Source organism: Luteimonas sp. RIT-PG2_3 (assembly GCF_054902115.1).
Genome location: NZ_JBUBPF010000005.1, coordinates 128965 through 155134 on the forward strand (window position 1 = coordinate 128965; position 26170 = coordinate 155134).

Consider the following 26170-nt stretch of genomic DNA (forward strand, 5'->3'; position numbering starts at 1 on the left):
ATGATGGATCCACGTAACGTCCGCCTCCTGGCGGGCGGCCGCTGTCGACCGCACATCGCCGCCGGTCGTCCTACAATGGCCTGAACTCCAGGAGGCATGCGATGAAGATTCTTGTACCCGTGGATGGCAGCGACATCAGCACCGGCGCGCTGAAGCACGCCTTGACACTGGCCAAGCGTTTCAGCGAACCGCCGAAGCTGCTGGTCATCGCGGTCGACGATTCCCTGTTCCCCGGCGCCGAGCGCAAGATGGGATCGGAAGCGGCCGCCCAGCACCACGCCGAAAACCATGCCCGCATGCTGGCACCGGCCCGCAAGGCACTCGCGCGCGGCACGCTCGACGTCAAGCTGCTGGAAGTCGTTGGCGATGTCGCCGACAGCGTCCTCGAGGTCGCGGCCAAGGAGAAGGTCGACCTGGTGGTCATGGGTTCGCGCGGCAATGGCGCGATCAAGGGCGCCTTCCTGGGATCGGTATCGTCCAAGGTCCTGGCCGAGAGCGATGTGCCGGTGACGATCGTCCGCTGATCGCGGGCACCGCCTCTTCCCGAGTGGCTGCGCCAGACACGCCTGCGCTGGCGTCGCGGCGTTTCGTCCAGCCGCCCTTCCAACCGTATTGCGCCTATCCGGCGGCGATCATGCGTGCTCGCCGTAGCGCAACCAGCGTTCGGCAGCCTGGCGGTCGCCGAACACCATGATGTCGTGCCCGAGCTGCCGCGCCTGCAGGGCCGCCAGTTCGGTATTCTCGATATGGCGGATATCGCGCAGCACGTAGGCGATCTGGACGCCGGCAGGCAGCAGCGGCGAGATCTCGCCGACCAGCCGCGCGATCTCTTGGCGGGACATCGGTTCGCCCAGCGAATCGTCCAGCATCAGCAGCCGCAGCACGCCGCTGTCCTGCATCTCGCGTGCAATCCGCTGCCAGCGGTCCAGGTTCTCGGCAAACCCGCCCGCGACCCCGCCCAACGTCGCCAGCAGCCATTCCGACTGCGGGGTCATGACCAGCTCGAGCACCGGCGCAGGCATCGACATTGGCGGAGGACGCGCTGGCTCAGGCCAGCGCGGCTTCGATGTCGGAACGCAGGCTCTCGGGCGTATCGGTGGGCGCATAACGCTTGACCACCCGGCCGTCGCGACCGACCAGGAACTTGCTGAAGTTCCACTTGATCGCCGCGATCCCGAGCAGGCCACCCTTCTCCTGCTTGAGCCAGGCCCACAACGGATGCGCGTTGCGGCCATTGACGTCGATCTTGGAGAACATCGGGAAGTCGACGTCGTAGCTCAGCGAGCAGAAGTTGCGGATCTCGGCTTCATCGCCGGGCTCCTGCTGGCCGAACTGGTCGCAGGGAAACCCCATGACCACCAGGCCGCGATCACGATAGTCGCGCCACAGCCGCTCCAACCCCGCGTATTGCGGCGTGAATCCGCAGCGCGACGCCACATTGACGATCAGCAGCACCTTGCCGGCATAGGCCGACAGCGCTTGTTGCTGGCCATCGATATCGGTGGCGGAAAAGTCCCAGGCGGTCGTCATCATCATGTCCTTGATTCGGGTGGATTCTCGCATGAACCAGCGCATCCCCCCGGCTGCGACCGCCGCCATGACCGGCATGCCAGCGGTCATCGACTTAGAACCTGTTCTCAGGAGAACAACGGATTTTCCGTGCCGACGGGGCCACGCCAAGGCTTCTCCACCACCGCCCCAGCACAGCGACAAGCAGCGCGCCCGGGCGCCCACGCCTTGCGGCCCGCCCGGGCCCGCCACACCCCCAGGGTCGGGGCCAAAGCCGGGCTCAGGCATAATTACCTAATGTTCCGCCCTTGCGACAGGCGCGACGCCGCCGGAACCGGCTAGCCTGCCGCCCCCATCGACGGAAGGATTCCATTCCATCATGACCACCCGCCTCACCCTTGCGATCGCCGCCTCCCTGGGACTCGCCATGACCGCCTGCAAGCCGTCCGACGCCCCCGCCGGTACGGACGCATCGACCACCGCGCCGGCCGATGCCGCGCAGTCCGACAACCCCTTCTTCGCCCAGAGCACGCTGACGCTCGGCTATCCGCAGTTCGACCGGATCAAGGACGACCACTTCGGCCCGGCCTTCGACGCCGGCATGGCTGAGGAGCTCAAGGAAGTCGACGCCATCGCCAACCTGGCCGACGCCCCGACGTTCGACAACACCATCATCGCGCTGGAGAAGTCCGGCAAGACGCTCGGCAACGCGCGCCGGGTGTTCGCGAACCTCAATGGCACCGATACCAACGACGCCCGCAAGAAGATCAACAACCACTACGCGCCGCGTTTCGCCGCCCATCGCGACGCGATCATGCTCAACCCGAAGCTGTTCGCGCGCGTCGATGCGATCTTCCAGCAACGCGCGCAGCTGAACCTCGATCCGGAAAGCCTGCGCCTGGTCGAGCGCTACCACACCAGTTTCGTCCGCGCCGGCGCGCAGTTGAGCGAGCAGCAGAAGGTCCGCCTGAAGCAGATCAACGAGGAATCGGCCGCGCTCAATACCCGGTTCACCGATTTCGTGCTGGCCGAGGTCAACGATTCGGCGCTGGTCGTCGACACCGTCGCCGAGCTCGACGGCCTCAGCGAAGGTCAGATCGCCAGTGCCGCCGAAGCCGCCAAGTCGCGCGGGCAGGAAGGCAAGTACGCGATTACCCTGCTCAACACCACCGGCCAGCCGCCGCTGCCGCAGCTCAACAACCGCAGCACCCGCGAGCGCCTGCACAAGGCATCCGTCGCGCGCGGCAGCCGGGGCAACCAGTACGACACCACCGGCATCGTGTCGCAGATGCTGAAGCTGCGCGACGAGCGCGCCAAGCTGCTGGGCTACCAGAACCATGCCGAGTACGTGCTCGCCGACGAAACCGCCGGCAGCATCCAGGCCGTTAACGACATGCTCGGCAAGCTGGCGCCGGCCGCCGTCGCCAACGCCAAGCGGGAGGCCGCCGACCTGCAGGCGATGATCGATGCCGAACAGGCCGCCAAGGGCGAGCCGACGTTCCAGCTCGAGCCTTGGGACTGGGCCTACTACACCGACAAGGTGCGCAAGGCGAAGTACGACTTCGACGATAGCCAGCTCAAGCCGTACTTCGAGATGACCAACGTGCTGGAGAACGGTGTGTTCTTCGCCGCGACCAAGCTCTACGGCATCACCTTCAAGCCGCGCACCGACCTGCCCAAGTACCATCCGGACACCTGGGTCTACGACGTGTTCGACAAAGACGGTTCGCAGCTGGCGATCTTCATCTTCGATCCCTACGCACGCGCGTCCAAGCGTGGTGGTGCGTGGATGAACTCGTATGTGTCGCAGTCCGAGCTCGAGGGCACGAAGTCGGTCGTGGCCAACCACCAGAACATCCCCAAGCCGCCCGCGGGGGAGCCGACGCTGCTGACCTGGGATGAGGTCACGACGATGTTCCATGAGTTCGGCCATGCGCTGCACGGCATGTTCTCGAACGTGAAGTATCCGTACTTCAGCGGCACCAGCGTGCCGCGCGATTTCGTCGAGTTCCCGTCGCAGGTCAACGAGATGTGGGCCGATTGGCCGGAGATCCTCGCCAACTACGCCAAGCACCACCAGACCGGCGAACCGTTGCCGCAGGCATTGCTGGACAAGAAGCTGTCGTCGGCGACGTTCAACGAGGGCTTCCGCACGACCGAGTATCTCGGCGCGGCGATGCTCGACCAGTACCTGCACCAGTTGCCGGCCGACAAGCTGCCCGCGGCAGGCGATGTGGTCGCCACCGAGGCTGCCGCATTGAAGGCTGCGGGCATCGACTACGCGCCGGTGCCGCCGCGTTACCGCACGCCGTACTTCAGCCACATCATGGGCGGCTACTCGGCCGGTTACTACGCTTACATCTGGTCGGAAGTGCTGGACGCCAACACCGTGCAGTGGATCGAGCAGAACGGCGGCCTGAAGCCTGAGAACGGCGATCGCTTCCGCGACACGCTGCTGTCGCGCGGCGGCAGCAAGGATGCCTCGCAGTTGTTCCTCGACTTCACCGGCCACGCGCCGAGGATCGAGCCGTTGTTGGTCAAGCGCGGTCTGGCGCCCGCCGCCAAGTAAGCGTCCAGAGACAGCGCGTCCACTGCCTTACCCCAAAGGGCCGTCCGCAATCGCGGGCGGCCCTTTGCTTTGGGCGTTCGCCCAGTCGGGGCACTGCGTTGCTTTGGGATCGCTCGCTTCGAATCGCCCTCGGATCACGGGCTTCGGATCCGCAGCGGCGTGTCGGGCTGCAGTTGCTCTTCCCTCGGTCAGGGCATCCTGCCCTGACTCGGGCGCACGCCATCCATGGCGTGCTCGGCGCAACCTCCGCCCGACCCACCACTGCCGCGAGCGTCAGGACCTCGGTGTCGGTGGGGCTCTAGCACTTGCCTTAGAAGACATCGGCGCATCCGACACCAGTGCATCGCCTCGGCCGGGGATTGCGGAGAGCGGACCATGGATGGCCCGCGGCGGCGAGTCAGCCATGCGTGAGCAGGGCTGCTTGCGCGGCATGCCGCGCAGCCCATGCGAACGCCCGGCGTGCTGCGCCGGGCCGGACCGGGCCACACAGCGGCACGGGCTGACCGAGACGAGCAGCCACTCCCGGACAGGGCGATGCGGCCTCCGAAGCCGCCCAAGCCAAACCCTTGCCCTCGACTCCGATAAAAACAGAGCTCAAAAAGCAGATTCGCTGAGCCCGGACTTGCAGTGGCGTGTCGGGCTGCGGCTGCTCTCCCTCGGTCAGGGCATCCTGCCCCGACTCGGGCGCACGCCATCCATGGCGTGCTTGGCGCAGCCTCCGCCCGACCCGCCACTGCCGCGAGCGTCAGGAGTGCGGTGTCGGCAGGCTCTCGAGGCAGGCCTTCGCCATCGAAGACATCAGCCCATGCGAACGCCCGGCGCGCTTCCCCGGGCCGGACCAGGCCGCAAAGCGGCACGGACTGATCGAGCCGAGAAGCAATTTCCGGAGGGGGCGATGCGGGTTCCGAATCCGAGACGCTTCTGCTTCCACTAACGCGGCGCGATGTATCCGCCCGGTACGCCATGCGGCGACAACACGATCTGCCACAACTGGATGCGGCGCGCGCGGAAGCTGGCCATCGACGCAGCCAGGTAGTAGCGCCACATGCGCCGGAAGCGCGCATCGTAGCGCGCGGGCAGCGAAGTCCACGCACGCTCGATGTTGGCGCGCCAGGCTTGCAGCGTCAGATCGTAGTCGGCACCGAAGTTGTGCCAGTCCTCGATGACGAACAGCCCCTCGCTGTCGCGGCTGATCTGCGCCGCTGACGGCAACATCGAGTTCGGGAAAATGTAGCGCGCGATCCACGGATCCGTGCGGTGGCGCGAGACGTTGCTGCCGATGCTGTGCAACAGGAACAGCCCATCGTCGGCCATGCAACGCCGTGCCGTCTGGAAGTAGACCGGATAATTTTTGTGGCCAACGTGCTCGAACATGCCGATCGACACCACGCGATCGAAGCGACCTTCCAGCTCACGGTAGTCCTGCAGCCGGATCTCGACCGGGAGCCCCCGGCACAGCGCGCGCGCATGCTCGGCCTGCTCCTGCGAGATCGTCACACCGACACCAGACACCCCGTGTCGCTGGGCGGCGAATTTCAGCAACTCGCCCCAGCCGCAGCCGATATCGAGCAGCGTCATGCCGGGCGCCAGCGCCAGCTTGCGGCAGGCCAGCTCCAGTTTGGCCTCCTGCGCATCGTCGAGATGATCGGCATGGCGCCAGTAACCGCAGCTGTAGACCAGCCGCCTGCCGAGCATCGCCGCATAAAGATCGTTGCCGAGATCGTAGTGCCGGTGGCCGACCTCGAAGCTGCGTTCGCCGCGCTGCGGATTGGTCAACCAGGCCTGCAATGCATCACGGATGTCGGCAAATCCGATCCGGCGCTCATCCAGCCGCGCCTGCAGCAAGCGGAAAATCAGGCCGTCCAGCGAGCCGGTGTCCCAGGCGCCGTCCATGTAACTCTCGCCCAGCGCGAGCGCACCGCCCGACAGCAGCCGGGCGTAGAGCCCCGGATCCCGGACCTGCAGGTCCCACGGGCGATCGCCATCGATCTGGATGCCGGCTTCCGCCAGCAATCGTTCGAGCCGCAAACGGAATCGGGTCGTGGCAGGCATGGGCAACATGCGCGTTGCAATGCAGACCGGGCTACTTTACGCGGCCTCCGGCCTCGTCGTCATCCAGCTTGCACGGGAAGGCGTCCAGCCCTGCCCAGTCGACGGCCCCTGCCGCCTGGCAGACCAGGCCCTGCCCTGTCGACCTCAACCGCCGACGAACAGGCTCTTGTAAGCCGGTGCGACATGAGGCAGAAGCACGCTGGCCGGCACCTCGACGCTCTGCACTCCGTCCGAGTACGGCCCCACCTGGTACGGCGGGAACACGAAGCGCAGCGCGACCAGCTTGCCGTCGGTGCCCGGCACCGGCTCGAACTGCTCGAAATTCTCGGCTTCCGCATCGGAGCCGGCATCGATCATCCGTCCCGCCGACCGCATCACTTCGGCGCGCTCGGCGGGCTCGAGCTCATCGGCATCGATCCGCTGCGACAACGCCGCATGCAACTGCTCGCGCACATAGGCCGAGACGTCGCGCCAGCCCTTGGCCTCGGGAATCAGGTCCTTGGCGCGCAAGCGCTGCTGGGTCGTGGGCAGCCAGACGAAACGTTCCAGCAGGGGCGCGCCATGCGCACCGCCGGTGTAGCTGCTGCCTTCGGCGCCGATGGCGATGATCTGCGGGTTGTCGACCAGCGTCGTGAACACCAGGCTGAGGTCGTACGGGGACGTCACCTTGCCATCGGGTGCGCCTTCCAGCGCCGTCATCAGGTCGGCCCGCACCTGCTCGACGTACTGGTGCAGTTCGAGGGCCAGGCCCGGGTACTTGTTGGCTTCCGGTGAGTAGGTGATGCCGACGATGAAGCGCGGATCGCTTTCGAAGACGTCCTTCAATTCCGGGGCAACGACCGGTGCCGCCGTCGCGCCAGGATCCTGCGCGGCGACTGCCGCGGGATCGGATTGCGGCGCCGGCGCCTCGCGCTGGCAGGCCATCAGGCAGAGCGGAAGCAGGCACAACAGCAGGCGTTTCATGGCGATCGGGTCCCGGACGGACGGTGGTTATGATTTCGTTAGCATAGCCTGAGCAGTGGCACGCCGATACCACTGCATCGCGAATTGCGCGCGTGATTCGAAAAAAACTGGTGCCTGCCTACCCCGCATGCGCACAGATAATGGCGGGACGCGATGCGCGCTTCCACGCGTCATCCCTGCGACATTCACATCACCCACCAAGGCGGAGCAGATGTCCGGTCCCACATATCCCCAGGCGCGCCCGTCCCATGCCATCCCGCAGGCAGGCGCCCGCTTCCCGGGATCCCATTCCCGGGTGCTGCTGACCACACTGCTGTCGGCCTGTCTGGCGGTGCTGCCGCTGCCGGGCGTCGTCGCCGGAGCCGCCGAAGCCGCCGACACCGCGCCAGCGTCGATCAACCCGGTCGCCAGTGCTCAACTCCAGCGACTGCTTGAAGCACGCGTCGCCAGCGGCTCTCCCGGCATGTCGGCCGCCGTGGTCTCGGACGGACGCGTGGTCTGGACCGGGACGGCCGGTACTGCCGATCTCGCGACCGGCACGCCGGTCACCACCGACATGCTGTTCGGGATCGGCAGCATCACCAAGGTGTTCGTCGCAGTGGTGGTACTGCAGTTGGCCGAAGAGCAGCGGCTGCGTGTCGACGACACCGCGGCCGACATCCTGGGTCCGGCCGCCGTGCAGGGCATCGCCAATGCCGACACCGCGACCCTGGCGCAGTTGCTCGCACACACCAGCGGCGTGCCGAGCTGGGAAGACGACCCGGTGTGGATCCGGGCCGGACGTGGCGACCAGCTCGACCCGGCGCGAATCTGGGGCAAGCAGGATCCCCTGGCCTACATCCGCGACCATGCCGCACTGGCGCCGCCCGGCGAACGCTACAGCTACTCCAATACCAACTTCACCCTGCTGGGCATGGTCATCGAAGCCGTCACCGGGCGTTCGGCGGTGGCGGAAATCCACGAACGCATCCTGGCGCCACTGGGACTCAAGGACATCCATCTCGAAGGTTTCGAACCGGTGCCACAGGCGCACCTGCCGCACCGGTACCACTGGGCCACCGAGGCATTCCGTCGCGACGCCGGCGTCAATGCCGCATTCCCGGAAGTCCGACCCGGCCTTGTGGATGCCAGCAGCTCGAACCTGTCGGTGGAATGGACGGCGGGCGGCATGGTCGCCACGCCGAGCGACATCGCGCGCTTCGCTGCGGCGCTGCGCGATGGACGCCTGCTGAAACCCGAGAGCCTGGCCTTCATGCAGGCATGGCAACCGGCGTCGGAAGGTTCGCAGATCGGGCACAGCCTGTTCCGCACCGAGTTTGCCGACGATGCGGCGCCGCCCGTCATCGGCCACACCGGTGGCGTGCTCGGATTCGGCGCGTGGCTGTTCTGGATCGAAGGCCAGGATGTCGTGCTGGCGGTGACCGAGAACGTGGGCACGATGCATGTGGGTAAAGTGTCGCCCGCGCCGGGGACGCGCCTGGTCGGCAAACAGGAATTCATCAAGGCCGCCTCGCAGCTGATTGATTGACGCCATCCAGCGTGTGAATCGTCCGATCGGCAACGGGCCGAAGGAAGGCGCTTGATATCCGGGCGTCAGCGAATGGGCAGGATCGAGCTGGCAGGATGCCTGCCGGCAGCATCGAGCGCGCAGCCGCGAGCAGCGAAGCGCGAGGCGCAGGCTTGCGTCTTCTCCGCAGCATCGCACTTGGCCCCGACAACAGACATAAAAAAACCCCGGACGTCACCGTCCGGGGTTTTCGTACTACGTGAGGTACGGCTTAGACAGCCTGCACTTCATCGGCCTGCAGGCCCTTCTGGCCCTGCACAACCTTGAAGGAGACCTTCTGGCCTTCCTGCAGCGACTTGAAGCCGGTGCCCTGGATCGAACGGAAGTGGACGAAAAGGTCCTGGCCGCTTTCCGGGGTGATGAAGCCGAAGCCCTTGGCATCGTTGAACCACTTGACGACGCCGGTCTGACGCTCGGACATGTTGCTACTCCTTGAAACATACAGTGGATGGATACCAGTTCCGCTTTTGCGGAGCCTGGACTGTGTCGAGCAAGGGGTAACGCGAGCGATGGAGCGGATCGTCTGGAGCGGCCATGGGAATCTGCATTCCCGGGCTTTGAATCCTGGAGATCTACCGCATCGGAGCCACGATGTACCGTGATCCCGGCTTTGAACAGTCAGCGCACCATACCTCACTTTTGGCCGCAAGTGTGAATAGCGCGAACACGTCAGTAATGGCCATTACCATTCGATATCGCCGGGGATCAGACTGCCCAGCTCGGCGTCGGTCAGGTTGCGCCATTTGCCCGGCTTCAGGTGCCCCAGCTTGACGGTTCCGATGCGCACCCGGATCAGTTGTTTGACCCGCAGGCCGAAGTGCGCGGCCATCAGCCGGATCTGCCTGTTCAGCCCCTGCACCAGCACGATCCGGAAACCGTAGCGGCCGATCTTGCGGGTCTTGCTGGGCAGCGTCAGCTGGCCGTGGATCGGCACACCGCGCGCCATGCCACGCAGCACCTCGTCGGCCACCGGGTGGTTGACCGCGACCATGTATTCCTTTTCCAGCTTGTTCTCGGCGCGCAGGATCGCATTGACGATGTCGCCGTTGCTGGTCAGCAGGATCAGCCCCTCGGAATCCTTGTCCAGCCGCCCGACCGGAAAGATGCGTTGCTCGTGGCCGACGAACTCGACGATGTTGCCCGGCACCGTCGACTCGGTGGTGCAGGTGATGCCGACCGGCTTGTTCAGCGCGATATAGACATGCTTGCGGCGGCCCTTGGTCGCGGTCCGCGCCTTCAGCGCATGGCCGTCGACCTTGACCACGTCGCCCTCGCCCACCTCCGCGCCGATCCGGGCGCGTATACCGTTGACGGTCACGCGTCCCTCGCCGACCAGCCGGTCGGCCTCGCGGCGCGAGCAGAAACCGGTGTCGCTGATGTGCTTGTTCAGGCGCATTGGGAGGGGGAACAGTCGTGCCGAGGGGGGCGCAGTCTGGCAGATTGTGGCCCGCGACGCCCGCCAGGCATGCTGCGGGACGTTCCCGGCAGCCTCCCCACCGGTGTCCGGTCGGTTTCCCGGTCAGTGCCGCTCAGGCCAGCAGATCGGCCACCTCGGCGTGCCGATCGGCCCAGATCCGGGCGTAGGAGCATGCAGGCGCGACCTTCCAGCCGGCGGCGCGCGCATGTGCGAACGCCGCCTCGACCAGCCGAGCGGCGATGCCGCGGCCACCGATGGCCTCCGGCACGCCGGTATGGGTGATGACCATCGTCGTCCCGTCCAGCCGGTACACCAGTTCGGCCCGGTGGCCGTCCACGTCCAGCCCGAACCGCCCTGCGGCTGGATCGTGGGCCACTTCCCCTGCGCCTGTCGGCATGCTCGCTTCCTCAGTCGTTGTCGCCACGATGGTCGCGCTTGCCCTGGTTGCGGCGATCACGGGTGCTGATGCTGCCATGGATCGGCGCCATCCGGCTCTCGGCCGCATGCAAGGCGACCGCGTTGCGGGCGGCTGCCGAGGACTGGTAGCCGGGCTCGGGCACGTGCAGGCGATCCGGATCCAGCGTCTGCCAGGGCTTGGCCTCGCGGTCGCTGGCCTGCTTGGCCTCCAGCAGCTTGCGTGTCTTGGCCAGCGCGCGCTTGGGTGTCAGCGCGCGGCGCGGCTTGTCTGTCGCCGCCACCGTCCTGGGTGCTTTCGACGCAGAGTCAGAGGCCTTCGCCGCTGCCCGCTTCGTGGGTGCGGCCGCCTTCGCAGGGGCGACAGAAGCAGCGTTGCTGGTCGCGGGTGCCGATGTGGCCGCAGCGGCCTTCTTGGGCTTGGCCTTGACGTCCGCCGTCGCGTTGCGCGCGGTCGCCAGCTTGCCGTCACGCCTCGCGGCAACGCGCTTGGCCGTCGTCTTGGCTGTCTTGGCCTTGGCTGCCTTGGTAGTGACGGCCCTGGTGGTGCCGGTCTTGGCGGCGGTACGCGATGCCGCCTGCTTGCGGGCCACGACCGCGGAACGGCCGCTCAGCTCACGCTCGCGCTTCTTGGCCGGCGCCAGCGCGGCTTCGAAACGCTTGAGGATGTCGGCCATCAGTTCGGCCTTCTGCTTGCTGCGCTCGTTGGCGAGCCCGCTCGCGCCACGCTTGGCGCCGGTCCGTTCGCGCGAACTGAGCTTCTGCCGCCGGACCAGGTCGCGGGCCCGGTCACGAGCGCGCCTGCCACGTTCGATGCGCTGGCCGATCTCGCTTGCCGCCAGTCGGCGCAGGTTGTTGATCCGGCTGTCGTCGTACAGCCCCATTTCGGTGCGGTTGAGCAGTGCTTCCGCTTTGGCGCGGGTGAAAAGCATGCCGTTCCTCCGTTGTTTGCAGTGCGTCCATACCTATCACCCGCCGGGTCCACGCAAGGTGATTGCAGGTCACGTAAAGGTGGCCACCGGACAGGTCATTGGCAGGCGTATAGGGTCGTCACACCTGACCCACTGCGTCACTTTTCAGAGGACGCCCATCACATTTCCGTTTGGCACGATTAGTGCTTTGATTCCTTGCAAGACCACAGCGGAGAACATCCATGTCCATGACCGAAAGCGACGTCGAACACCAGGCCGTCAGCCGCCTGTTCGACCTTGTCCGCAACGGCGATACCGAGACCCTGGAGTTCGATCAGCTCGACTCGCTGATCTACGGCCGCCTGCAGCAGACCTATCGCGTCACCGACGCCGATCAGGCCGACGCCGGACGCGTGCTGGCCGTCGACTGAGTCCTTTATTGCGGCGACAGCAGGCGCGACACGAACGTCGAGGCGACCTGCGGCTCCATCATCACCGTGAACAGCATGCCGTAGACCGCTCCCCACAGATGGGCGCTGTGGTTGACGTTGTCGCCACCCCGGCGGTCCATCCAGACGCTGTAGCCCAGGTACAGTCCGCCGACGATGAACGCAGGGATGCCGATCGGGATCAGGAACAGGTAGATCTTCGTCCACGGCGACAGCAGGATGAAGGCGAACAGCACCGCCGATACCGCACCCGACGCGCCGAGGCTGCGGTAGCGGGCATCACGCTGGTGCCGCAGGTAGGTCGGCAGGATCGCGATGACGATCGCCGACAGGTAGAACGCCAGGTAGCCAAGCGATCCGATGTAGCCGGCAAAGAACGGCTCCAGCGAGCGCCCGAAGAAGAACAGCGTGACCATGTTGAACAGCAGGTGCATGCCGTCGGCATGGATGAAGCCATGCCCCAACAGGCGGTCGTACTGCCGGTTGCGCTGGATGGCCGGCGGCCACAGGATCAGCCGCTCCATCAATCTGGCGTTGCCGAAAGCCTGCCAGGACACCAGCACGGTCACGCCGATCAGGGCGTAGGTGACGATCGATTCCATGCGCTGCCCCTCAGGCGATGCGGTAGTTGTCCTGCATCGGATACCGTCGGGCGTACAGCCCGAAGGCCAATGCCGCGACGAAGGCGAATGCTGCGAAGAAGAACATCAGGAAGGCGTTCTCGCTGAGGCCGGTGCTGGCGATGCGCGCGGTGACGCCTTCGTCGCGTACGCCGGCATTGGTCAGCAGCACCCACAGGCTGCCGAAGGTGCTGGTCAGGTACCAGAACGCCATGATGACGCCCTTCATTGCGCGCGGCGCCTGGCTGTAGGCGAACTCCAGCGCCGTGGCCGACACCAGCACTTCGCCGAACGTCAGCAGCAGGTAAGGCCAGGCCTGCCAGGCCAGCGACACCTGGTCGCCGCTGTCGATCCACAACTGGATCACGCCGGCAACGATCCAGGCCACGCCCGAGAACGCGATGCCCCAGCCCATGCGACGCAACGGCGTGGGATTGAATCCCAGCCGCCGCAGCAACGGGTACAGCACCAGGTTGTTGAACGGGATCAGCAGCATGATCAGCAGCGGATTGAGCGCCTGCATCTGCGCCGGCTCCTTGACCAGCCAACTCGGCCACCACCACTGATCGTGCGGGATCAGCATGCTGTTGCCCTGGATCACCCAGGTCGAGGCCTTCTGGTCGAACAGCGACCAGAACGGCGTGACCAGCGCGAACACGATCAGGATGCGCAGCACCGCGCGGACGCCATCGACGGCGGTATCCGGATGCTGGCCACGCGCGCGTTCGAGCTGCAGCGAGGCGCCCCAGCCGCCGAATGCGATCAGCACGCCCAGCGCGAGGCATGCGGAAATGACGAAGCTGAAATCGTCCGGCCACCACGGCAGCTCGACGCCTGCCGCCGACAACGCCCATAGCAGCAGCAATGCCACAGCGATGGCGATGCCCATCCAGGCGATCGTGCTGCCGGCATTGGAACGTCCGGGCACGCGCGTGCGCAGCGCGGTCCTGACCACGTTGAGGAAGGCATCGGGATCGCTTGGGGTCGGCGGCACGTTGACGTACTGCTTGCGTCCCAGCCAGAACACGAAGGTCGCGATGAACATCAGGATACCCGGCACGCCGAACGCGACCGCCGGGCCGTAGTTGCGCAGCAGCAGCGGCGCCAGCAACGAGGCGAAGAACGAACCGAAGTTGATGATCCAGTAGAACGCATCGAAGACGATCTTGGCCTTGTCCTTGTTGGTCTGGTCGAACTGGTCGCCGCAGAACGACACCACCAGCGGCTTGATGCCGCCCGAGCCCAGCGCGATCAGGAACAGGCCGGTGTAGAAGCCGTTCGCGCTATTCTCGAATAGCGCCAGGCAGGCATGGCCGGCACAGTAGATCAGCGAGAACCAGAGCACGGTGTTGTACTTGCCGAAATAGCGGTCCGACAGCCAACCGCCGAGCAGCGGGAAGAAATACACGCCGATGACGAAGGTGTGGAAGATGTCCTTGGCGGCGGCGTCGCGGTCGGGACCGGCGGGCAGGTAGCCCAGCAACACCGAGCTGATCAGGAACGGGATCAGGATGTTGCGCATCCCGTAGAAGCTGAACCGCTCGCAGGCCTCGTTGCCGATGATGTAGGAAATCTGGCGGGGCATCCTGCCCGCGGATGAGGCCGTGCTTGTCGTCATGCGAGGAACTCTTGGGAACGAAGGACTGCCCGAAGGCTACCCGATGCCACCCGGGCTGTCCCCCTTGACGGACCGAGGAAATAGACCCGCGCCGCCAGCGCCGCGCCGCATCGAGGGCCATCCGGCGACGCCGCCCGTGGGGCCACGATAGCCATGTTTCCTGCGAATAATCAGCAGGATAGCCGCGCCGCGACCATCGGCGTGGCATCATCGGCGGTGATCTCCGAGGGTGTCCGCAAGCATGCGCAGATCCGCTGCTGTATCGGCCAGGCTGGCCCTGCTGTTGACGCTGCCCGTGTTGGGCATACTGTCGCTGACAAGCACGCTCCCCACCCGCGCGGCCGACACTGCGCCGCTGCAGACGCTCTCCGAGCGCAGTGGATTCCTGAAGACCGGTCGCTATGACGAGGTCGCCAGCCTGTGTGCCGCGTTCGCGCGCGACTATCCCGACGCCGTGCGTTGCCAGGACATCGGCCTGTCTCCCGAAGGCCGGGCGATCAAGGCCCTGATCGTGACCCGCAGCGGCGCCTTCACGCCCGACGCGGCGGCGACGGCCGGACTGCCGGTGGTGCTGGTACAGGGCGGCATCCATGCGGGCGAATCGGACGGCAAGGACGCGGGGTTCCTGGCGCTGCGCGAGGTCCTCGACGGCCAGGCCACCGCCGGCGTTCTGGACAAGCTGGTCTGGATCTTCGTTCCGCTGTTCAACGTCGATGGACACGAGCGCTTCTCGGCCTGGAACCGGCCCAACCAGCGCGGCCCCGAGGAAATGGGCTGGCGCACCAATGCCCAGAACCAGAACCTCAATCGCGACTACGCGAAGGCCGACAGCGTCGAAATGCAGGCGATGCTGCGGCTGCTCGACCGTTGGGACCCGCTGGCCTACATCGACCTGCACGCGACCAATGGCGCGCAGTTCGAACACGACATCTCGATCCAGGTCGAACCGATCCATTCCGGCGACCGCGACCTGCAACAGGTCGGCCTGGCCCTGCGCGAGGGCGTCATCGCCGATCTGGCGCGCCAGGGCTCGCTGCCGCTGCCGTTCTATCCTTCGTTCATCGAATCCGACAATCCGGCGTCAGGCATCGAAGACGGCGTCGCGCCTCCGCGTTTCTCCAACGGCTACTACGCCCTGCGTAACCGGCTGGTGATGCTGGTCGAAACGCACTCCTGGAAGCCCTACCCGGTGCGCGTGCGCATCACCCGCAACACCGTGGTCTCGGTGCTCGAACAGGTGGCGCGCCATGGTCGCGCGTGGCGGTCGGCGACGCAGGCGGCCGATCGCCGTACCGGCGCGACCCTCGCCGGCCAAGAGGTCGCACTGAGCTACAAGGCCACGCCGGACGCGCGCATCGTCGACTTCCGCGGCTATGCGTACACGCGCACGTACTCCGATGTCTCCGGGGCGTTGATGACCCGCTACGACGAGCACACGCCGCAGATCTGGAAGATGCCGGTGCACGACCAGGTGGTCGCCGACCGCGTCGTCCGCGCACCGCGTGCCGGCTATGTCGTGCCCGCCGCGCATGCGGCCTGGGTCGGCGAGAAGCTTGCGCTGCACGGCATCGCGTTCCAGGTGCTTGCCGCCGGGGCGCAGGGCGCCGCCACCGAGGTATTCCGCGCCGACCAGGCGAGTTTCGCCAGCGGCTCCTTCGAAGGCCACCAGATGCTGACGCTGTCCGGGCGCTGGTCGCTGGAACCGCAGGCCATTCCCGCGGGCAGCCTGTACGTGCCGATCGCACAACCGCGCGGGCGCCTGGCCATGGCCCTGCTGGAACCGCAGGCGCCGGATTCGCTCGCCGCCTGGGGGCGGTTCAACAACCACTTCGAGCGCAAGGAGTACATGGAGCCCTACGTCGCCGAAGCCGTGGCCCGCGAGATGCTGGCGACCGATCCAGACCTGAAGATCGACTTCGAACGCCGCCTGCGCGACGACCCTGCGTTCGCCGGCAGCGCGGAGGCACGACTGGATTACTTCTATCGCCGACACAGCGCCTGGGACACGCGCTTCAACCTGTATCCGGTCTACCGGCTCGATACCGCGCCGGCGCAATGACGTCCACGCGCCGGCAACGCGGCGCGACACCGATGCCTACGCGCCGGCAGGGCGACGCGACATTCACGCCCATGCGCCACGGCCCAGCTGACCCGCAGCCGACCTGCGCAGGCGCGATGGCTTGCCTGCGGTCGCACGATCGCGGACATTGCCCAGCATTGTCCGCACGGAGTTTGCGATGAACCCACGACACGACCGCGCCCAAGGGTGGCTGCGCGCATCCGTGCTGCTTGGCACCGCCATGCTGCTGTCCGCCTGCCAGCCCACCGGCCAACAGGCCCCGGCGACCCCGGACGCAGCGACACCCCCATCGGCCGGATCAGCCGGGACCGCGCCACCGGCATCGGTGACGACCAGTTTCCGCTGCGGCGACATGCTGATCGGCAGTATCTTCGACAACACCGCCGGCAACGTCACGCTGTCGTGGTCCGGCCAGCAGCTGATCCTGCCGCAGGCGCCGTCGGCCTCGGGCGCGCGCTATGCCGACGAACACGGCAACGAATTCTGGAACAAGGGCGACAACGCGATGCTGACGCTGGCCGGTGTCGAGCATCCCGAATGCAGCGTCACCGACGACGTGTCGCCCTGGGACGAAGCACGCGCCCGCGGCGTGGCTTTCCGCGGCATCGGTACCGAGCCTGGCTGGTGGGTCGAAGTCGACGCCGGCGACGCTCCCGCGCTGCGTGCGGCACTCGACTACGGCGAGCGCAAGCTCGATCTCGCATCGGTCCAGCGCAGCGATACCAACGCAGGCTACGTCGGCAAGACCGCCGATGGCACCGCGGTCACGTTGGAGATCAGCGAAGGCGAATGCGGCGACGGCATGAGTGACCAGAGCTATCCCGCCCACGCGGTCCTGATGGTCGGCGACCAGGCCTACAAGGGCTGCGGCGCGACACTGAACCCCTGACGGCTGCGCTCACGCGGCGCAGAAGCTGAGGAGCGCGTGTCCTGACGAGCGCGCGTCCTGAGGAACAAGCACGCTGACGAGCAAGCACGCTCACAAGCGAGCGCCATCAAGAGCAAGCGCCTCACCAGCCAGCGCACTGACCTGCGCGGAAAGTGTCCGCGTCCATCGATCCGGCCAGCCCCGCGCCCACCCCACCTCCTGCGGAGACATCCCCTTGCAACGCAACAAGTTCGTGCTGCTGTTCGCGGCCATCGCCCTGGTCGGTGCGGCGCTGTGGCTGCAGATCCCCCCGTCGACGACATCCCGGATCGACACCGGCGCAGGCACGCAGGTCGCTGGCGCGACGGGTCCGGCGTCGAACCAGGCATCGGCGCCAGACCAGAGCGCACTCGCGCCATCACCGCCGCCATCGCGTCGCAGCCGCGATCCAGGCAGCCCCTCTTCAGCCAGCACTTCTCCCGCCAGCGCTTATCCGGGTTTTCTGCCCGTGCAGGCGCATGCCGTGCTGCAACGGATCGCGAACGGCGACGCCCATCCCTACCGTCAGGATGGCAGCACGTTCCAGAACCGCGAGGGGCGCCTGCCCAGGCAACCGCGCGGCTACTACCGCGAATACACCGTCGACACGCCCGGGCTCGGCCATCGTGGCGCGCGCCGGATCATCACCGGCGGGCAACCGCCGGCGATCTATTACTACACCGACGACCACTACGGGAGTTTCCGCGACTTCCAGCTCCCGCAAGGATGGCAAGACCATGAGTGAATCCGGCTTCGACCCAGGGCTGTCCGACCCGACGCGCGCAGGCGTCTATTTCGTGACCGCCGACGACCTGCCGATGCTGGAGATGGCCGCGCGCGATGCCGGACTGCGACCGGCGCGCATCGACCTGCAGCACTGCACCGGCAAGTCCACGCTGATGCTGCGGATGGCGATGGCACTGGCCTTCCCGCCCGGCAGCGGCCGCAACTGGGATGCGCTGTCGGACCTGCTGCGCGACCTCGACTGGCTCAATGCGCCGGGCGGCCATGTGCTGCTGCTGGAGGCCGCCTCTGACCTGCGCGATGCCGACGAGGTGCAGTTCGATACCCTGCTGTCGATCCTGGAGGACTCCTCGATGGCCTGGCGCGAGGCCGGGATTCCGTTCTGGGCCTTCCTGGCCCTGCCCGAGCAGGAGTTCGATGCCGCGCCCGAGATGTTGTCCTGAGGCGACGGCTGTCCTGAGCCGATGCTGCCCTGGCACCGGGCAGCATCGCGTTCCCCGTCGCGTTACGCGTCCAGTTCGGCCCACCGCGCATAGGCGGTTTCGAGGGTCTTCTGCAGGGCCGCGATGCGCTCGTTGTCGGCGGTGATCGCCGCCGCATCGCGCTGGAAGAAGCCGGGCTCGTTCATGGCTGCCGTCAGGCCGGCGATATCGGCTTCCAGCGATTCGATCTGCCCCGGCAACTGCTCCAGCTCGCGACCTTCCTTGTATCCGAGCTTGCGCTTGGCCGGCGCCGGCACCGCGGCCACCGCCGGCTGCACGACGGCCGCGGGCGACGCCGCCTTGGCGGTGGATGGCGCCGCACCGGGACTGGCACGCTGGCGCAGCCAGTCCTCGTACCCGCCGATGTACTCGCCGACGCGGCCGCCCCCTTCCATGACCAGTGTCGACGTCACCACCTGGTCGAGGAAGTCGCGGTCATGGCTGACCAGCAACAGCGTGCCGCTGTAGTCGGCCAGCAGTTCCTCCAGCAGTTCCAGCGTCTCGACATCGAGATCGTTGGTCGGCTCGTCCATCACCAGCAGGTTGGACGGCTGCGCGAACAGCTTGGCCAGCAACAGGCGGTTGCGCTCGCCGCCCGACAGCCGGGTGATCGGCGCGCGTGCGCGTTCCGGGCTGAACAGGAAATCCTGCAGGTAGCCGATGACATGCTTGCGCTTGCCATTGATCTCGATGAACTCCTGGCCTTCGGCGACGTTCTCGATGGCGTTCCAGTCCTCGCGCAGCGTCGAGCGGTACTGGTCGAAATACGCGATCTGCAACTGCGTGCCGATGCGGATCTCGCCCGACTGCGGCTGCAGGTCGCCGAGCAGCAGCTTCAGCAGCGTGGTCTTGCCGCTACCATTGGGGCCGATCAGGCCGATGCGGTCGCCGCGCACGATCGTGGTCGAGAAATCCTCGATCAGCTGCTTGCCGCCAAACCCGAACGACACCGACTTGACGTCGATGACCTTCTTGCCCGACGCCCCGGCGCTCGACGTCTCCATACGCACGTTGCCCGACAGCTCGCGACGTTGCGCGCGCTCGCGGCGCATCGATTCCAGGCGCCTGACGCGCCCTTCGTCGCGGGTCCGGCGGGCCTTGATGCCCTGGCGGATCCAGACTTCCTCCTGCGCCAGCATCTTGTCGAAGCGCGCATTCTCCTGGGCCTCGGCATTCAGGCGCTCCTCGCGCCGGCGGAGATAGTTGGCCCAGTCGCCCGGCCAGCTGGTGACCTGGCCGCGCTCGATCTCCACGATCCGCGTCGCCAGGGCACGCAGGAAGCGCCGGTCGTGGGTCACGAACACCAGCGCCCCGCTCCAGTTCTTCAAAAAGCCTTCCAGCCAGTCGATCGCGGCGATATCGAGGTGGTTGGTCGGTTCGTCCAGCAGCAGCACGTCCGGCGCCGACACCAGCGCGCGCGCCAGCAGCACCCGTCGCTTCATGCCGCCCGACAGGCGTGCGAATTCGGACTCGCCGTCCAGGTCCAGGCGCTCCAGCGTCTCGGTCACGCGCTGGTCGACACGCCAGCCGTCGACTTCCTCGATCCGCGTCTGCACGCGCGCCAGGGCATCGGTATCGAGGTCCTCGGCATGGATCAGGTGGTGGTATTCGGCCAGCAGGGCGCCGACCTCGCCGAGGCCGTCGGCCACGACGTCGAAGACGCTGCCGGACGCGCCGGCGGGCACTTCCTGCTCGAGGCGGGCGACCCGCACGCCATCCTCGCGGCGGATGTCGCCGTCGTCGGGCTTGATCTCGGCCGACAGCAGGCGCATCAGCGTGGATTTTCCGGCGCCGTTGCGGCCGATCAGGGCAATCCGCTCGTTGCGTTCAATGGACAGTTCGACGCCTTGCAGCAGCAAGGGGCCGCCGACGCCATAGTCGACGGCATTCAGGGTCATCAGGGGCATCCGCGTAGTCTAAGGCAATGCGGGCCCGCGCCACCGGATCATCGACACCTGTCAAGCCGGACGGCGTGCTCGCAGGCGATACCGCGGACCATCGACCGCCCCCTATCCGGCCGGCCGCGTTGGCAGTACGCTTGTCCCCGCGATCACCGACCACATGGAGCGCAGCATGGCCAAGAGTCTGGACAAGAAGAAAGAAACCAAGAAAAAGCCCGAGAAGTCGCTCAAGGAAAAACGGGCGGCAAAGAAGGACAAGAAGGCCGGCGCATAGCCGGTCTTCTGTTTTCTGCGGGGGCGCCCTGCCCATCGGCGCTCGCGCTGCCCGGGCCTTGCCGCCCGGCGCTCCGCCAGCAACCTGTCCACGATCCTGCTGCGCTTGCCATCTGGCGCGCCTGCGGTGCCCGGTTGCTCATGTACCGGTACGTCCACTGTGTTGGCCGCCACCAACCTGTGCGCACTGCGCGCCGCCTGGCTGCGCTCGCGACAGATCGGGAACCGGCTCTCAGGAACTGCACGACAGCATCGAGCATCCCACCCGCGTCCTGGCCCAGTCCGGTCGCCGCTCGGCGAACGCCTCCCGGCCCGGCTGGTCGACATAGGGCTGGCGCATGACCTCGAGCAGTTCGGCGATGCCGTCCGTATCCCCCGCCTCTGCACGATCGATGGCCTGTTGCGCCAGGTAGTTGCGCGGCACGTAGCGCGGATTGGCCGCTTGCATGCACGCACGGCGCTGTGTGGCGGCGTTGCCTGCGTCGCCATCGGTATCGACATTGACCTCGGCATCGCTGTCACGCCAGCGTGCGGCCAGCCATTCCAGCCAGTTGCGCAAGGCAGGTTCGATGCGCTGGCGACGGGCGCCGTCGTAGAACGCGGGCTGCAGCGGCTCAAGGCTGGGTGCCTGCGCATCGACATCGGCGAGCTGGCGGAAGAACAGCGTCATGTCGACCTCGCCGTCCTGCAGCAGGGCCTGCAGTGCCGCGACGCGAGACGCGTCGTCGTCGCGCAGCGCCGGCAATCCGAGCTTGCGCGCGTGGTGGTCGCGTTCGGCCGCGTCGAAGGTGCTCGAGTACAGGTCCAGTCCCGCCTGCAGCGGCTGCGCATCGCCGAACAACGGCGACAACGCCTGCGCCAGCCGCACCAGGTTCCAGTGCGCGATCCTGGGCTGCCAGCCGAAGCGATAACGGCGGCCACCGGCATCGGTGGTGTTGGGGGTCCAGTCGGGATCGTAATCGTCGATCCAGCCGTACGGACCGTAATCGATGGTCAGGCCGAGGATCGACATGTTGTCGGTGTTCATGACGCCATGCACGAAGCCCACGCGCATCCAGTGCGCAACCATCACCGCCGTCCGCCGGCAGACCTCGGCGAACCAGTCGCCATCGCGCGTCTCGCCGTGGCCCGACAGCCACGGGAAATCACGCTCGATCGTGACATCCGCAAGCTGTCGCAGCAGCGCATGGTCGCCGCGTGCATACGGCAGTTCGAAATGGCCGAAGCGGATGAACGACGGCGCGACCCGGCAGACCACCGCGCCGGGTTCCCTGCGTGGATGGCCGTCGTAGAGCATGTCGCGCACGATCGATTCTCCGGTCGCGACCAGCGACAGCGCGCGCGTCGTCGGCACGCCAAGGTGATGCATGGCCTCGCTGCAGATGAACTCGCGCAGCGACGAGCGCAACACCGCACGCCCGTCGGCGGTGCGCGAATACGGCGTGGGACCCGCGCCCTTGAGCTGCAGCTCCCAGCGCTCCCCGGCGGCGTTGATGGTCTCGCCCAGGGAGATCGCGCGGCCATCGCCCAGTTGGCCGGCCCAATGGCCGAACTGATGGCCGCCGTAGTTGCCGGCATACGGCTGCATGCCCGGTAGCAGCGCGTTGCCTGCAAAGACGTCGGCGAAGGCCTGCGACTCCACCTCGGCATCGCTGAACCCCAGGGTCTGGGCCATCTCGCGCGACCAGCCCAGCAAGCGTGGCGCGGCGACCGGCGTCGGCGCCACCGGCGACCACACGGCCCCGCTGACCTGGCGCGGGCCAGGCTCGACCGAGGTGTCGCCGGGCAGCGAACGGATGAACCGGTTGTCGAATCTCAGGGACATCATTGCGGTGTCGGCATCCAGGTGGGTGTGGCAAGGGCAGTCGCGAACTGGTTGTACGGCGGCAGATGGCGAGGGCAGGTTCGATCGGAGCAGCTTTCAACGCGCTGGCTTCAACGAGCCGGCTTCAAAGCACATGTACCGACAAGCGTGCATACCTCTGGCGGATGCCTGTAAGCATGTCAATTCACACGAAAGTCAATCCACATGTTCCGACCTGATCTGCCGCGCCGAACCACATTCGTGCCTATCGATGCGTTCGCGCCTATCGATGACCTCCAGCCCTGAAGATGCGGCCTATCGCTGCCGATGCAAGCGCGTACGCAACATGAACACCGCATTTCCCACCCTGCCCGTACACGGGCGTGTTTGCCGTTGACTGACACTATGATGCCGCCGCCAGCGCGACGGTCGACCAGCGACAGGGCCCCGGCACGATCGTGCCGGGGCGCAGGGGGAACACGGTCGTGCGACACAACGGACTGATGCGATTGATCCATGGGCGGATGATCGAGCTCGACGTCAGCGAGCGCGACCGGTTCTTCGCCTATGCCTACCTGACCACCCGCAACAGCCGGCGGCTGCTGTCCTACGGGCTGCCGCTGCTGTTCCTGGCCGGCTGGATGCGCGACTACGTGATCATGTCCGGCCCGGACGCCAACCTGATGCTGGCCCGACGCGGGCTGCTGGTCGCCGCTCTGTTCCTGTTTGCCTGGCTGAGCCACCTGCGCAGCATCGGCGCCTGGCGCGAGCTGGCCGGCGTGGCCTATGTCTGCGCCTACAGCACCGGCATCGTGATGACCACGCTGGCCGAGCCGGCGCGGCTGAGCCTGGCCCATGTCGCGGCGATGCTGATGACCATCATCCTGCTGCCGCATGCGTTCCGCCCGGCGACCACGGCCGGGGTGATCCTGGCGCTGGCCCTGCCGCTGTTCCTGATGATGTTGCTGCTGGCGTCCCCGCCGATGCTGTGGCTGGCGTACCTGCTGTACTCGCTGGTCGGCATCAGCATCGGCCTGGCCCAGCGCCGGGCCTACCTCGACAGTGCGCTGGACCTGTTCCAGTTGCGCAAACGCCTGCTGGCGCGCCTGCACGTCGACTCGCTGACCGGGGCATTGAACCGCGAGGGTTGGCAGGTCCACGCCCAGCGCCAGGTCACCCGCAGCCTGCACGAGGGTTCCTCGCTGTCGCTGGTGTACTTCGACCTGGACCATTTCAAGACCATCAACGACCAGCAGGGGCACGCCGTCGGCGACCGCATCCTGCAGGCCGCCGCGGCGACGATGCTGGCGCAGTGCCGGCCCGGCGAGCTGCTGGCCCGGCTGGGCGGGGAGGAATTCGTGACCCTGCTGCCCGGCACCGACGAGGCCGGCGCCTACCACTACGCCGAGCGCATCCGCCAGGCGATCGCGGCGCTGGACGGCCCGATCGCATTGACGCTGAGCGCCGGGGTGGCCCAGCACAGCCACCAGGCCACGCTGGACCTGACCATCGCCCGGGCCGACACCGCGATGCTGGAAGCCAAGCGCCGGGGCCGCAACCTGGTGCTCCGGGCCAGTCACCTGGGGCTTGTTAACGCGACAGATACGTGTCGCATGCTGTCTCCGAGCCCGTCAGGTGGTGCCGCGCGGGGCAGCGACTGACTGGCCGTCAGTTCAGCCTTGCGGCGCCGCATGGCGGCCTCGGAGACAACACCCGAAGGGGCGGCCCCGTGGCCACGCTTGACGGCGTCATCACTGCGTTGCGTATCGACATACGCGCCCTCGCTCTTCCTTGCCAATCGCGCCCACAGGGGCGGTGCGACACGTATCTGTCGCGTTAACAGGCCCCAGGGCATGCCGCGGGCAGGAACCGGCGCCAAGCAAGTAAACTGTCACTCCTGTTGCCGGCAGTTCCGGTGCCACGAGCCCCGTTATGAGCGCCGAACCCTCCACCCAGCCAGTCGTCTTTGCCGACTTTGGCCTGCCCGACACCCTGCTGCAGGCGCTCCGCGCCGTCGGCTATGAGTCGCCGTCGCCGATCCAGGCGGCGACGATCCCGCCGCTGCTCGAAGGCCGCGATGTCCTCGGACAGGCGCAGACCGGCACCGGCAAGACCGCGGCATTCGCGCTGCCGGCACTGGCCCAGATCGACCTGTCGGGCAAGAAGCCGCAGGTGCTGGTACTGGCGCCGACCCGCGAGCTCGCGATCCAGGTCGCCGAAGCCTTCCAGAAGTACGCCACCGGCATGCATGGATTCCACGTGCTGCCGATCTACGGCGGCCAGGGCTACGCCCCGCAGCTCGGCGCGCTCAAGCGCGGCGTGCACGTGGTGGTCGGCACGCCCGGCCGCGTCATCGACCACCTGGAGCGCGGCTCGCTGGACCTGTCGGAGCTGCGCTGCCTGGTGCTGGACGAAGCCGATGAAATGCTGCGTATGGGTTTCATCGACGATGTCGAGGCGGTACTGAAGAAGACCCCGGAGACCCGCCAGGTCGCGCTGTTCTCGGCGACGATGCCATCGCAGATCAAGCGCATCGCGCAGACCTACCTGAAGGACCCGGTCGAGATCGCGATCAAGTCCAGCACCACCACCGCGGCCAACATCCGCCAGCGTTACTGGATGGTCAGCGGCGTCAACAAGCTCGATGCGCTGACCCGCATCCTCGAAGCCGAACCGTTCGACGCGATGATCATCTTCGCGCGTACCAAGCTGGGCTGCCAGGAACTGGCCGAGAAGCTCGCCGCGCGCGGGATGTCGGCCGCCGCGATCCATGGTGATGTCGAGCAGAAGCAGCGCGAGAAGATGGTGCAGTCGCTGAAGGATGGTCGCATCGACATCCTGGTCGCAACCGACGTGGCCGCGCGCGGGCTGGACGTCGAGCGCATCAGCCACGTGCTGAACTACGACATCCCCTACGACACCGAGAGCTACGTCCACCGCATCGGCCGCACCGGCCGCGCCGGACGCAGCGGCGAGGCGATCCTGTTCGTGGCCCCGCGCGAGCGCGGCATGCTCGGTGCGATCGAGCGCGCGACCCGGCAGAAGATCGAGCCGATGCAGCTGCCGAGCGTCGAGACCGTCAACGAACGCCGCGTCTCGAAGTTCCTCGAGCGCATCACCAGCGCGCTGGAAAGCCCGGAACTGGCGATGTACCGCGACCTGATCGACCGTTACGAGCGCGAGCACAATGTGCCCGCTGCGGAGATCGCCGCCGCGCTGGCCAAGGTCGTCCAGGGCGATACCCCGCTGCTGCTCGACCCGCCGCGCAAGACCGACCGCCCACCGTTCGAGCGCGAGTACGTCGAACGTCCCGGTGGCCGCGAGGCCTCGCGACAGGCGCGTGAGCCACGTGCTCCGCGCGAGTCCAGCGAATTGCGTGAGGCCCGTGAATCGCGCGAGGCCCGGCCCGCGCAGGAAGGTCCGCGTCCGCCCCGCAGCGAATCCGGCGTGCCGCGCGAATCCGAAGTGGGCATGGAGACCTTCCGCATCGAGGTCGGCCACATGCATGGCGTGCAGCCGGGCAACATCGTCGGCGCGATCGCCAACGAGGCAGACCTCGAGAGCCGCTATATCGGCCGCATCGACATCCGCGACGACTACAGCCTCGTCGACCTGCCCGAAGGCATGCCGCGCGAACTGCTCGAGCACCTGAAGAAGGTCCGCGTCGGCGGCCAGATGCTGCGCATGCAGCGTGCGACCGACGCCGATACCGTGCCCAGCGACGGCCGCCGCACCGGCAAGCCATCGTTCAAGCCGCGTCCGCCGGGCGCACGTCCCGGCGGCAAGCCGCCCGGCCCGCGAAAGTTCGCACCCAAGGGTCCGCCGCGCCGCTGAGCCGCCCGCTTCAGGGACGTCGCGGCAAAGGAAGCGGGCTTCAAACGCTTCTTCAA

At 67.0% G+C, this 26170-nt stretch carries 22 protein-coding genes; 10 read left to right on the forward strand and 12 right to left on the reverse strand.

What is annotated here, in order from left to right; translation table 11 throughout:
* Positions 1-101: 101 nt before the first annotated feature.
* On the forward strand, positions 102-524 hold the full coding sequence (locus tag ACYX7E_RS09680; RefSeq protein ID WP_462080372.1) for a universal stress protein: 423 nt from the start codon (positions 102-104) through the stop codon (positions 522-524).
* 108 nt (positions 525-632) lie between these two features.
* On the opposite strand, the gene ACYX7E_RS09685 is transcribed toward ACYX7E_RS09680, so the two are convergent.
* On the reverse strand, positions 633-1028 hold the full coding sequence (locus tag ACYX7E_RS09685) for a hypothetical protein (protein WP_462080373.1): 396 nt from the start codon (positions 1026-1028) through the stop codon (positions 633-635).
* 19 nt (positions 1029-1047) lie between these two features.
* Positions 1048-1530, reverse strand: coding sequence for a glutathione peroxidase (locus ACYX7E_RS09690; RefSeq protein WP_462080374.1), 483 nt, complete (start codon positions 1528-1530; stop codon positions 1048-1050).
* A 358-nt stretch (positions 1531-1888) separates the two neighbouring features.
* Here ACYX7E_RS09690 and ACYX7E_RS09695 point away from each other — a divergent pair, with 358 nt between their 5' ends.
* Positions 1889-4078 (forward strand): M3 family metallopeptidase, encoded by a 2190-nt coding sequence (locus tag ACYX7E_RS09695; RefSeq protein WP_462080375.1) that lies wholly within the window; start codon positions 1889-1891, stop codon positions 4076-4078.
* A 930-nt stretch (positions 4079-5008) separates the two neighbouring features.
* On the opposite strand, the gene cfa is transcribed toward ACYX7E_RS09695, so the two are convergent.
* Both cfa and ACYX7E_RS09705 read right to left on the reverse strand, forming a co-directional pair.
* Positions 5009-6130: a cyclopropane fatty acyl phospholipid synthase gene (gene cfa / locus ACYX7E_RS09700; protein WP_462080376.1), complete on the reverse strand. Its 1122-nt coding sequence runs from the start codon at positions 6128-6130 to the stop codon at positions 5009-5011.
* A gap of 144 nt (positions 6131-6274) precedes the next feature.
* Positions 6275-7093 carry a DUF3298 and DUF4163 domain-containing protein gene (locus ACYX7E_RS09705; RefSeq protein WP_462080377.1) on the reverse strand — a complete coding sequence of 273 codons (819 nt, stop codon included), beginning with the start codon at positions 7091-7093 and terminating at the stop codon, positions 6275-6277.
* Between the two features lie 211 nt (positions 7094-7304).
* On the opposite strand from ACYX7E_RS09705, the gene ACYX7E_RS09710 reads away from it, so the two are divergent.
* On the forward strand, positions 7305-8621 hold the full coding sequence (locus ACYX7E_RS09710; RefSeq protein WP_462080378.1) for a serine hydrolase domain-containing protein: 1317 nt from the start codon (positions 7305-7307) through the stop codon (positions 8619-8621).
* A 250-nt stretch (positions 8622-8871) separates the two neighbouring features.
* Here ACYX7E_RS09710 and ACYX7E_RS09715 read toward each other — a convergent pair whose 3' ends face one another.
* From ACYX7E_RS09715 to ACYX7E_RS09730, 4 genes are all read right to left on the reverse strand, one after another.
* Entirely contained in the window at positions 8872-9081 is a 210-nt protein-coding gene (locus ACYX7E_RS09715) for a cold-shock protein (RefSeq protein WP_462080379.1), read from the reverse strand.
* 261 nt (positions 9082-9342) lie between these two features.
* Positions 9343-10056, reverse strand: coding sequence for a pseudouridine synthase (locus ACYX7E_RS09720; protein ID WP_462080380.1), 714 nt, complete (start codon positions 10054-10056; stop codon positions 9343-9345).
* Positions 10057-10189: 133 nt separating this feature from the next.
* A complete protein-coding gene (locus tag ACYX7E_RS09725; protein ID WP_462080381.1) occupies positions 10190-10474 on the reverse strand; it encodes a GNAT family N-acetyltransferase in 285 nt (94 codons plus the stop codon).
* Between the two features lie 10 nt (positions 10475-10484).
* Positions 10485-11423 (reverse strand): hypothetical protein, encoded by a 939-nt coding sequence (locus ACYX7E_RS09730; RefSeq protein ID WP_462080382.1) that lies wholly within the window; start codon positions 11421-11423, stop codon positions 10485-10487.
* A 221-nt stretch (positions 11424-11644) separates the two neighbouring features.
* Here ACYX7E_RS09730 and ACYX7E_RS09735 point away from each other — a divergent pair, with 221 nt between their 5' ends.
* Positions 11645-11833 carry a hypothetical protein gene (locus ACYX7E_RS09735; RefSeq protein ID WP_462080383.1) on the forward strand — a complete coding sequence of 63 codons (189 nt, stop codon included), beginning with the start codon at positions 11645-11647 and terminating at the stop codon, positions 11831-11833.
* A 5-nt stretch (positions 11834-11838) separates the two neighbouring features.
* On the opposite strand, the gene ACYX7E_RS09740 is transcribed toward ACYX7E_RS09735, so the two are convergent.
* On the reverse strand, positions 11839-12453 hold the full coding sequence (locus tag ACYX7E_RS09740; RefSeq protein WP_462080384.1) for a rhomboid family intramembrane serine protease: 615 nt from the start codon (positions 12451-12453) through the stop codon (positions 11839-11841).
* Between the two features lie 10 nt (positions 12454-12463).
* A complete protein-coding gene (locus ACYX7E_RS09745; RefSeq protein WP_462080385.1) occupies positions 12464-14089 on the reverse strand; it encodes a POT-type proton-dependent oligopeptide transporter in 1626 nt (541 codons plus the stop codon).
* A 241-nt stretch (positions 14090-14330) separates the two neighbouring features.
* Here ACYX7E_RS09745 and ACYX7E_RS09750 point away from each other — a divergent pair, with 241 nt between their 5' ends.
* The 4 genes from ACYX7E_RS09750 (at position 14331) to ACYX7E_RS09765 (ending at position 18263) form a co-directional block, all read left to right on the forward strand.
* Complete coding sequence (locus ACYX7E_RS09750; RefSeq protein WP_462080386.1) at positions 14331-16148, forward strand: M14 family zinc carboxypeptidase; 1818 nt, start codon at positions 14331-14333, stop codon at positions 16146-16148.
* Between the two features lie 178 nt (positions 16149-16326).
* Positions 16327-17058: an MliC family protein gene (locus ACYX7E_RS09755; RefSeq protein ID WP_462080387.1), complete on the forward strand. Its 732-nt coding sequence runs from the start codon at positions 16327-16329 to the stop codon at positions 17056-17058.
* Positions 17059-17272: 214 nt separating this feature from the next.
* A complete protein-coding gene (locus ACYX7E_RS09760) occupies positions 17273-17821 on the forward strand; it encodes a guanyl-specific ribonuclease (protein ID WP_462080388.1) in 549 nt (182 codons plus the stop codon).
* Entirely contained in the window at positions 17814-18263 is a 450-nt protein-coding gene (locus ACYX7E_RS09765) for a barstar family protein (RefSeq protein ID WP_462080389.1), read from the forward strand. The genes ACYX7E_RS09760 and ACYX7E_RS09765 overlap by 8 nt, the downstream gene beginning before the upstream one ends.
* A 62-nt stretch (positions 18264-18325) precedes the next feature.
* Here the strand turns inward: ACYX7E_RS09765 and ACYX7E_RS09770 are convergent, their stop codons facing one another.
* Both ACYX7E_RS09770 and ACYX7E_RS09775 read right to left on the reverse strand, forming a co-directional pair.
* The gene (locus ACYX7E_RS09770; protein ID WP_462080390.1) at positions 18326-20209 is read right to left on the reverse strand and encodes an ATP-binding cassette domain-containing protein; all 1884 of its coding nucleotides are present in this window, start codon (positions 20207-20209) and stop codon (positions 18326-18328) included.
* A gap of 499 nt (positions 20210-20708) precedes the next feature.
* Positions 20709-22304: a protein adenylyltransferase SelO gene (locus ACYX7E_RS09775; RefSeq protein WP_462080391.1), complete on the reverse strand. Its 1596-nt coding sequence runs from the start codon at positions 22302-22304 to the stop codon at positions 20709-20711.
* A gap of 479 nt (positions 22305-22783) precedes the next feature.
* Between ACYX7E_RS09775 and ACYX7E_RS09780 the strand changes: the two genes are divergently transcribed.
* Positions 22784-23941: a GGDEF domain-containing protein gene (locus ACYX7E_RS09780; protein ID WP_462080392.1), complete on the forward strand. Its 1158-nt coding sequence runs from the start codon at positions 22784-22786 to the stop codon at positions 23939-23941.
* 271 nt (positions 23942-24212) lie between these two features.
* Positions 24213-26114 (forward strand): DEAD/DEAH box helicase, encoded by a 1902-nt coding sequence (locus ACYX7E_RS09785; protein ID WP_462080393.1) that lies wholly within the window; start codon positions 24213-24215, stop codon positions 26112-26114.
* Positions 26115-26170: the final 56 nt, after the last annotated feature.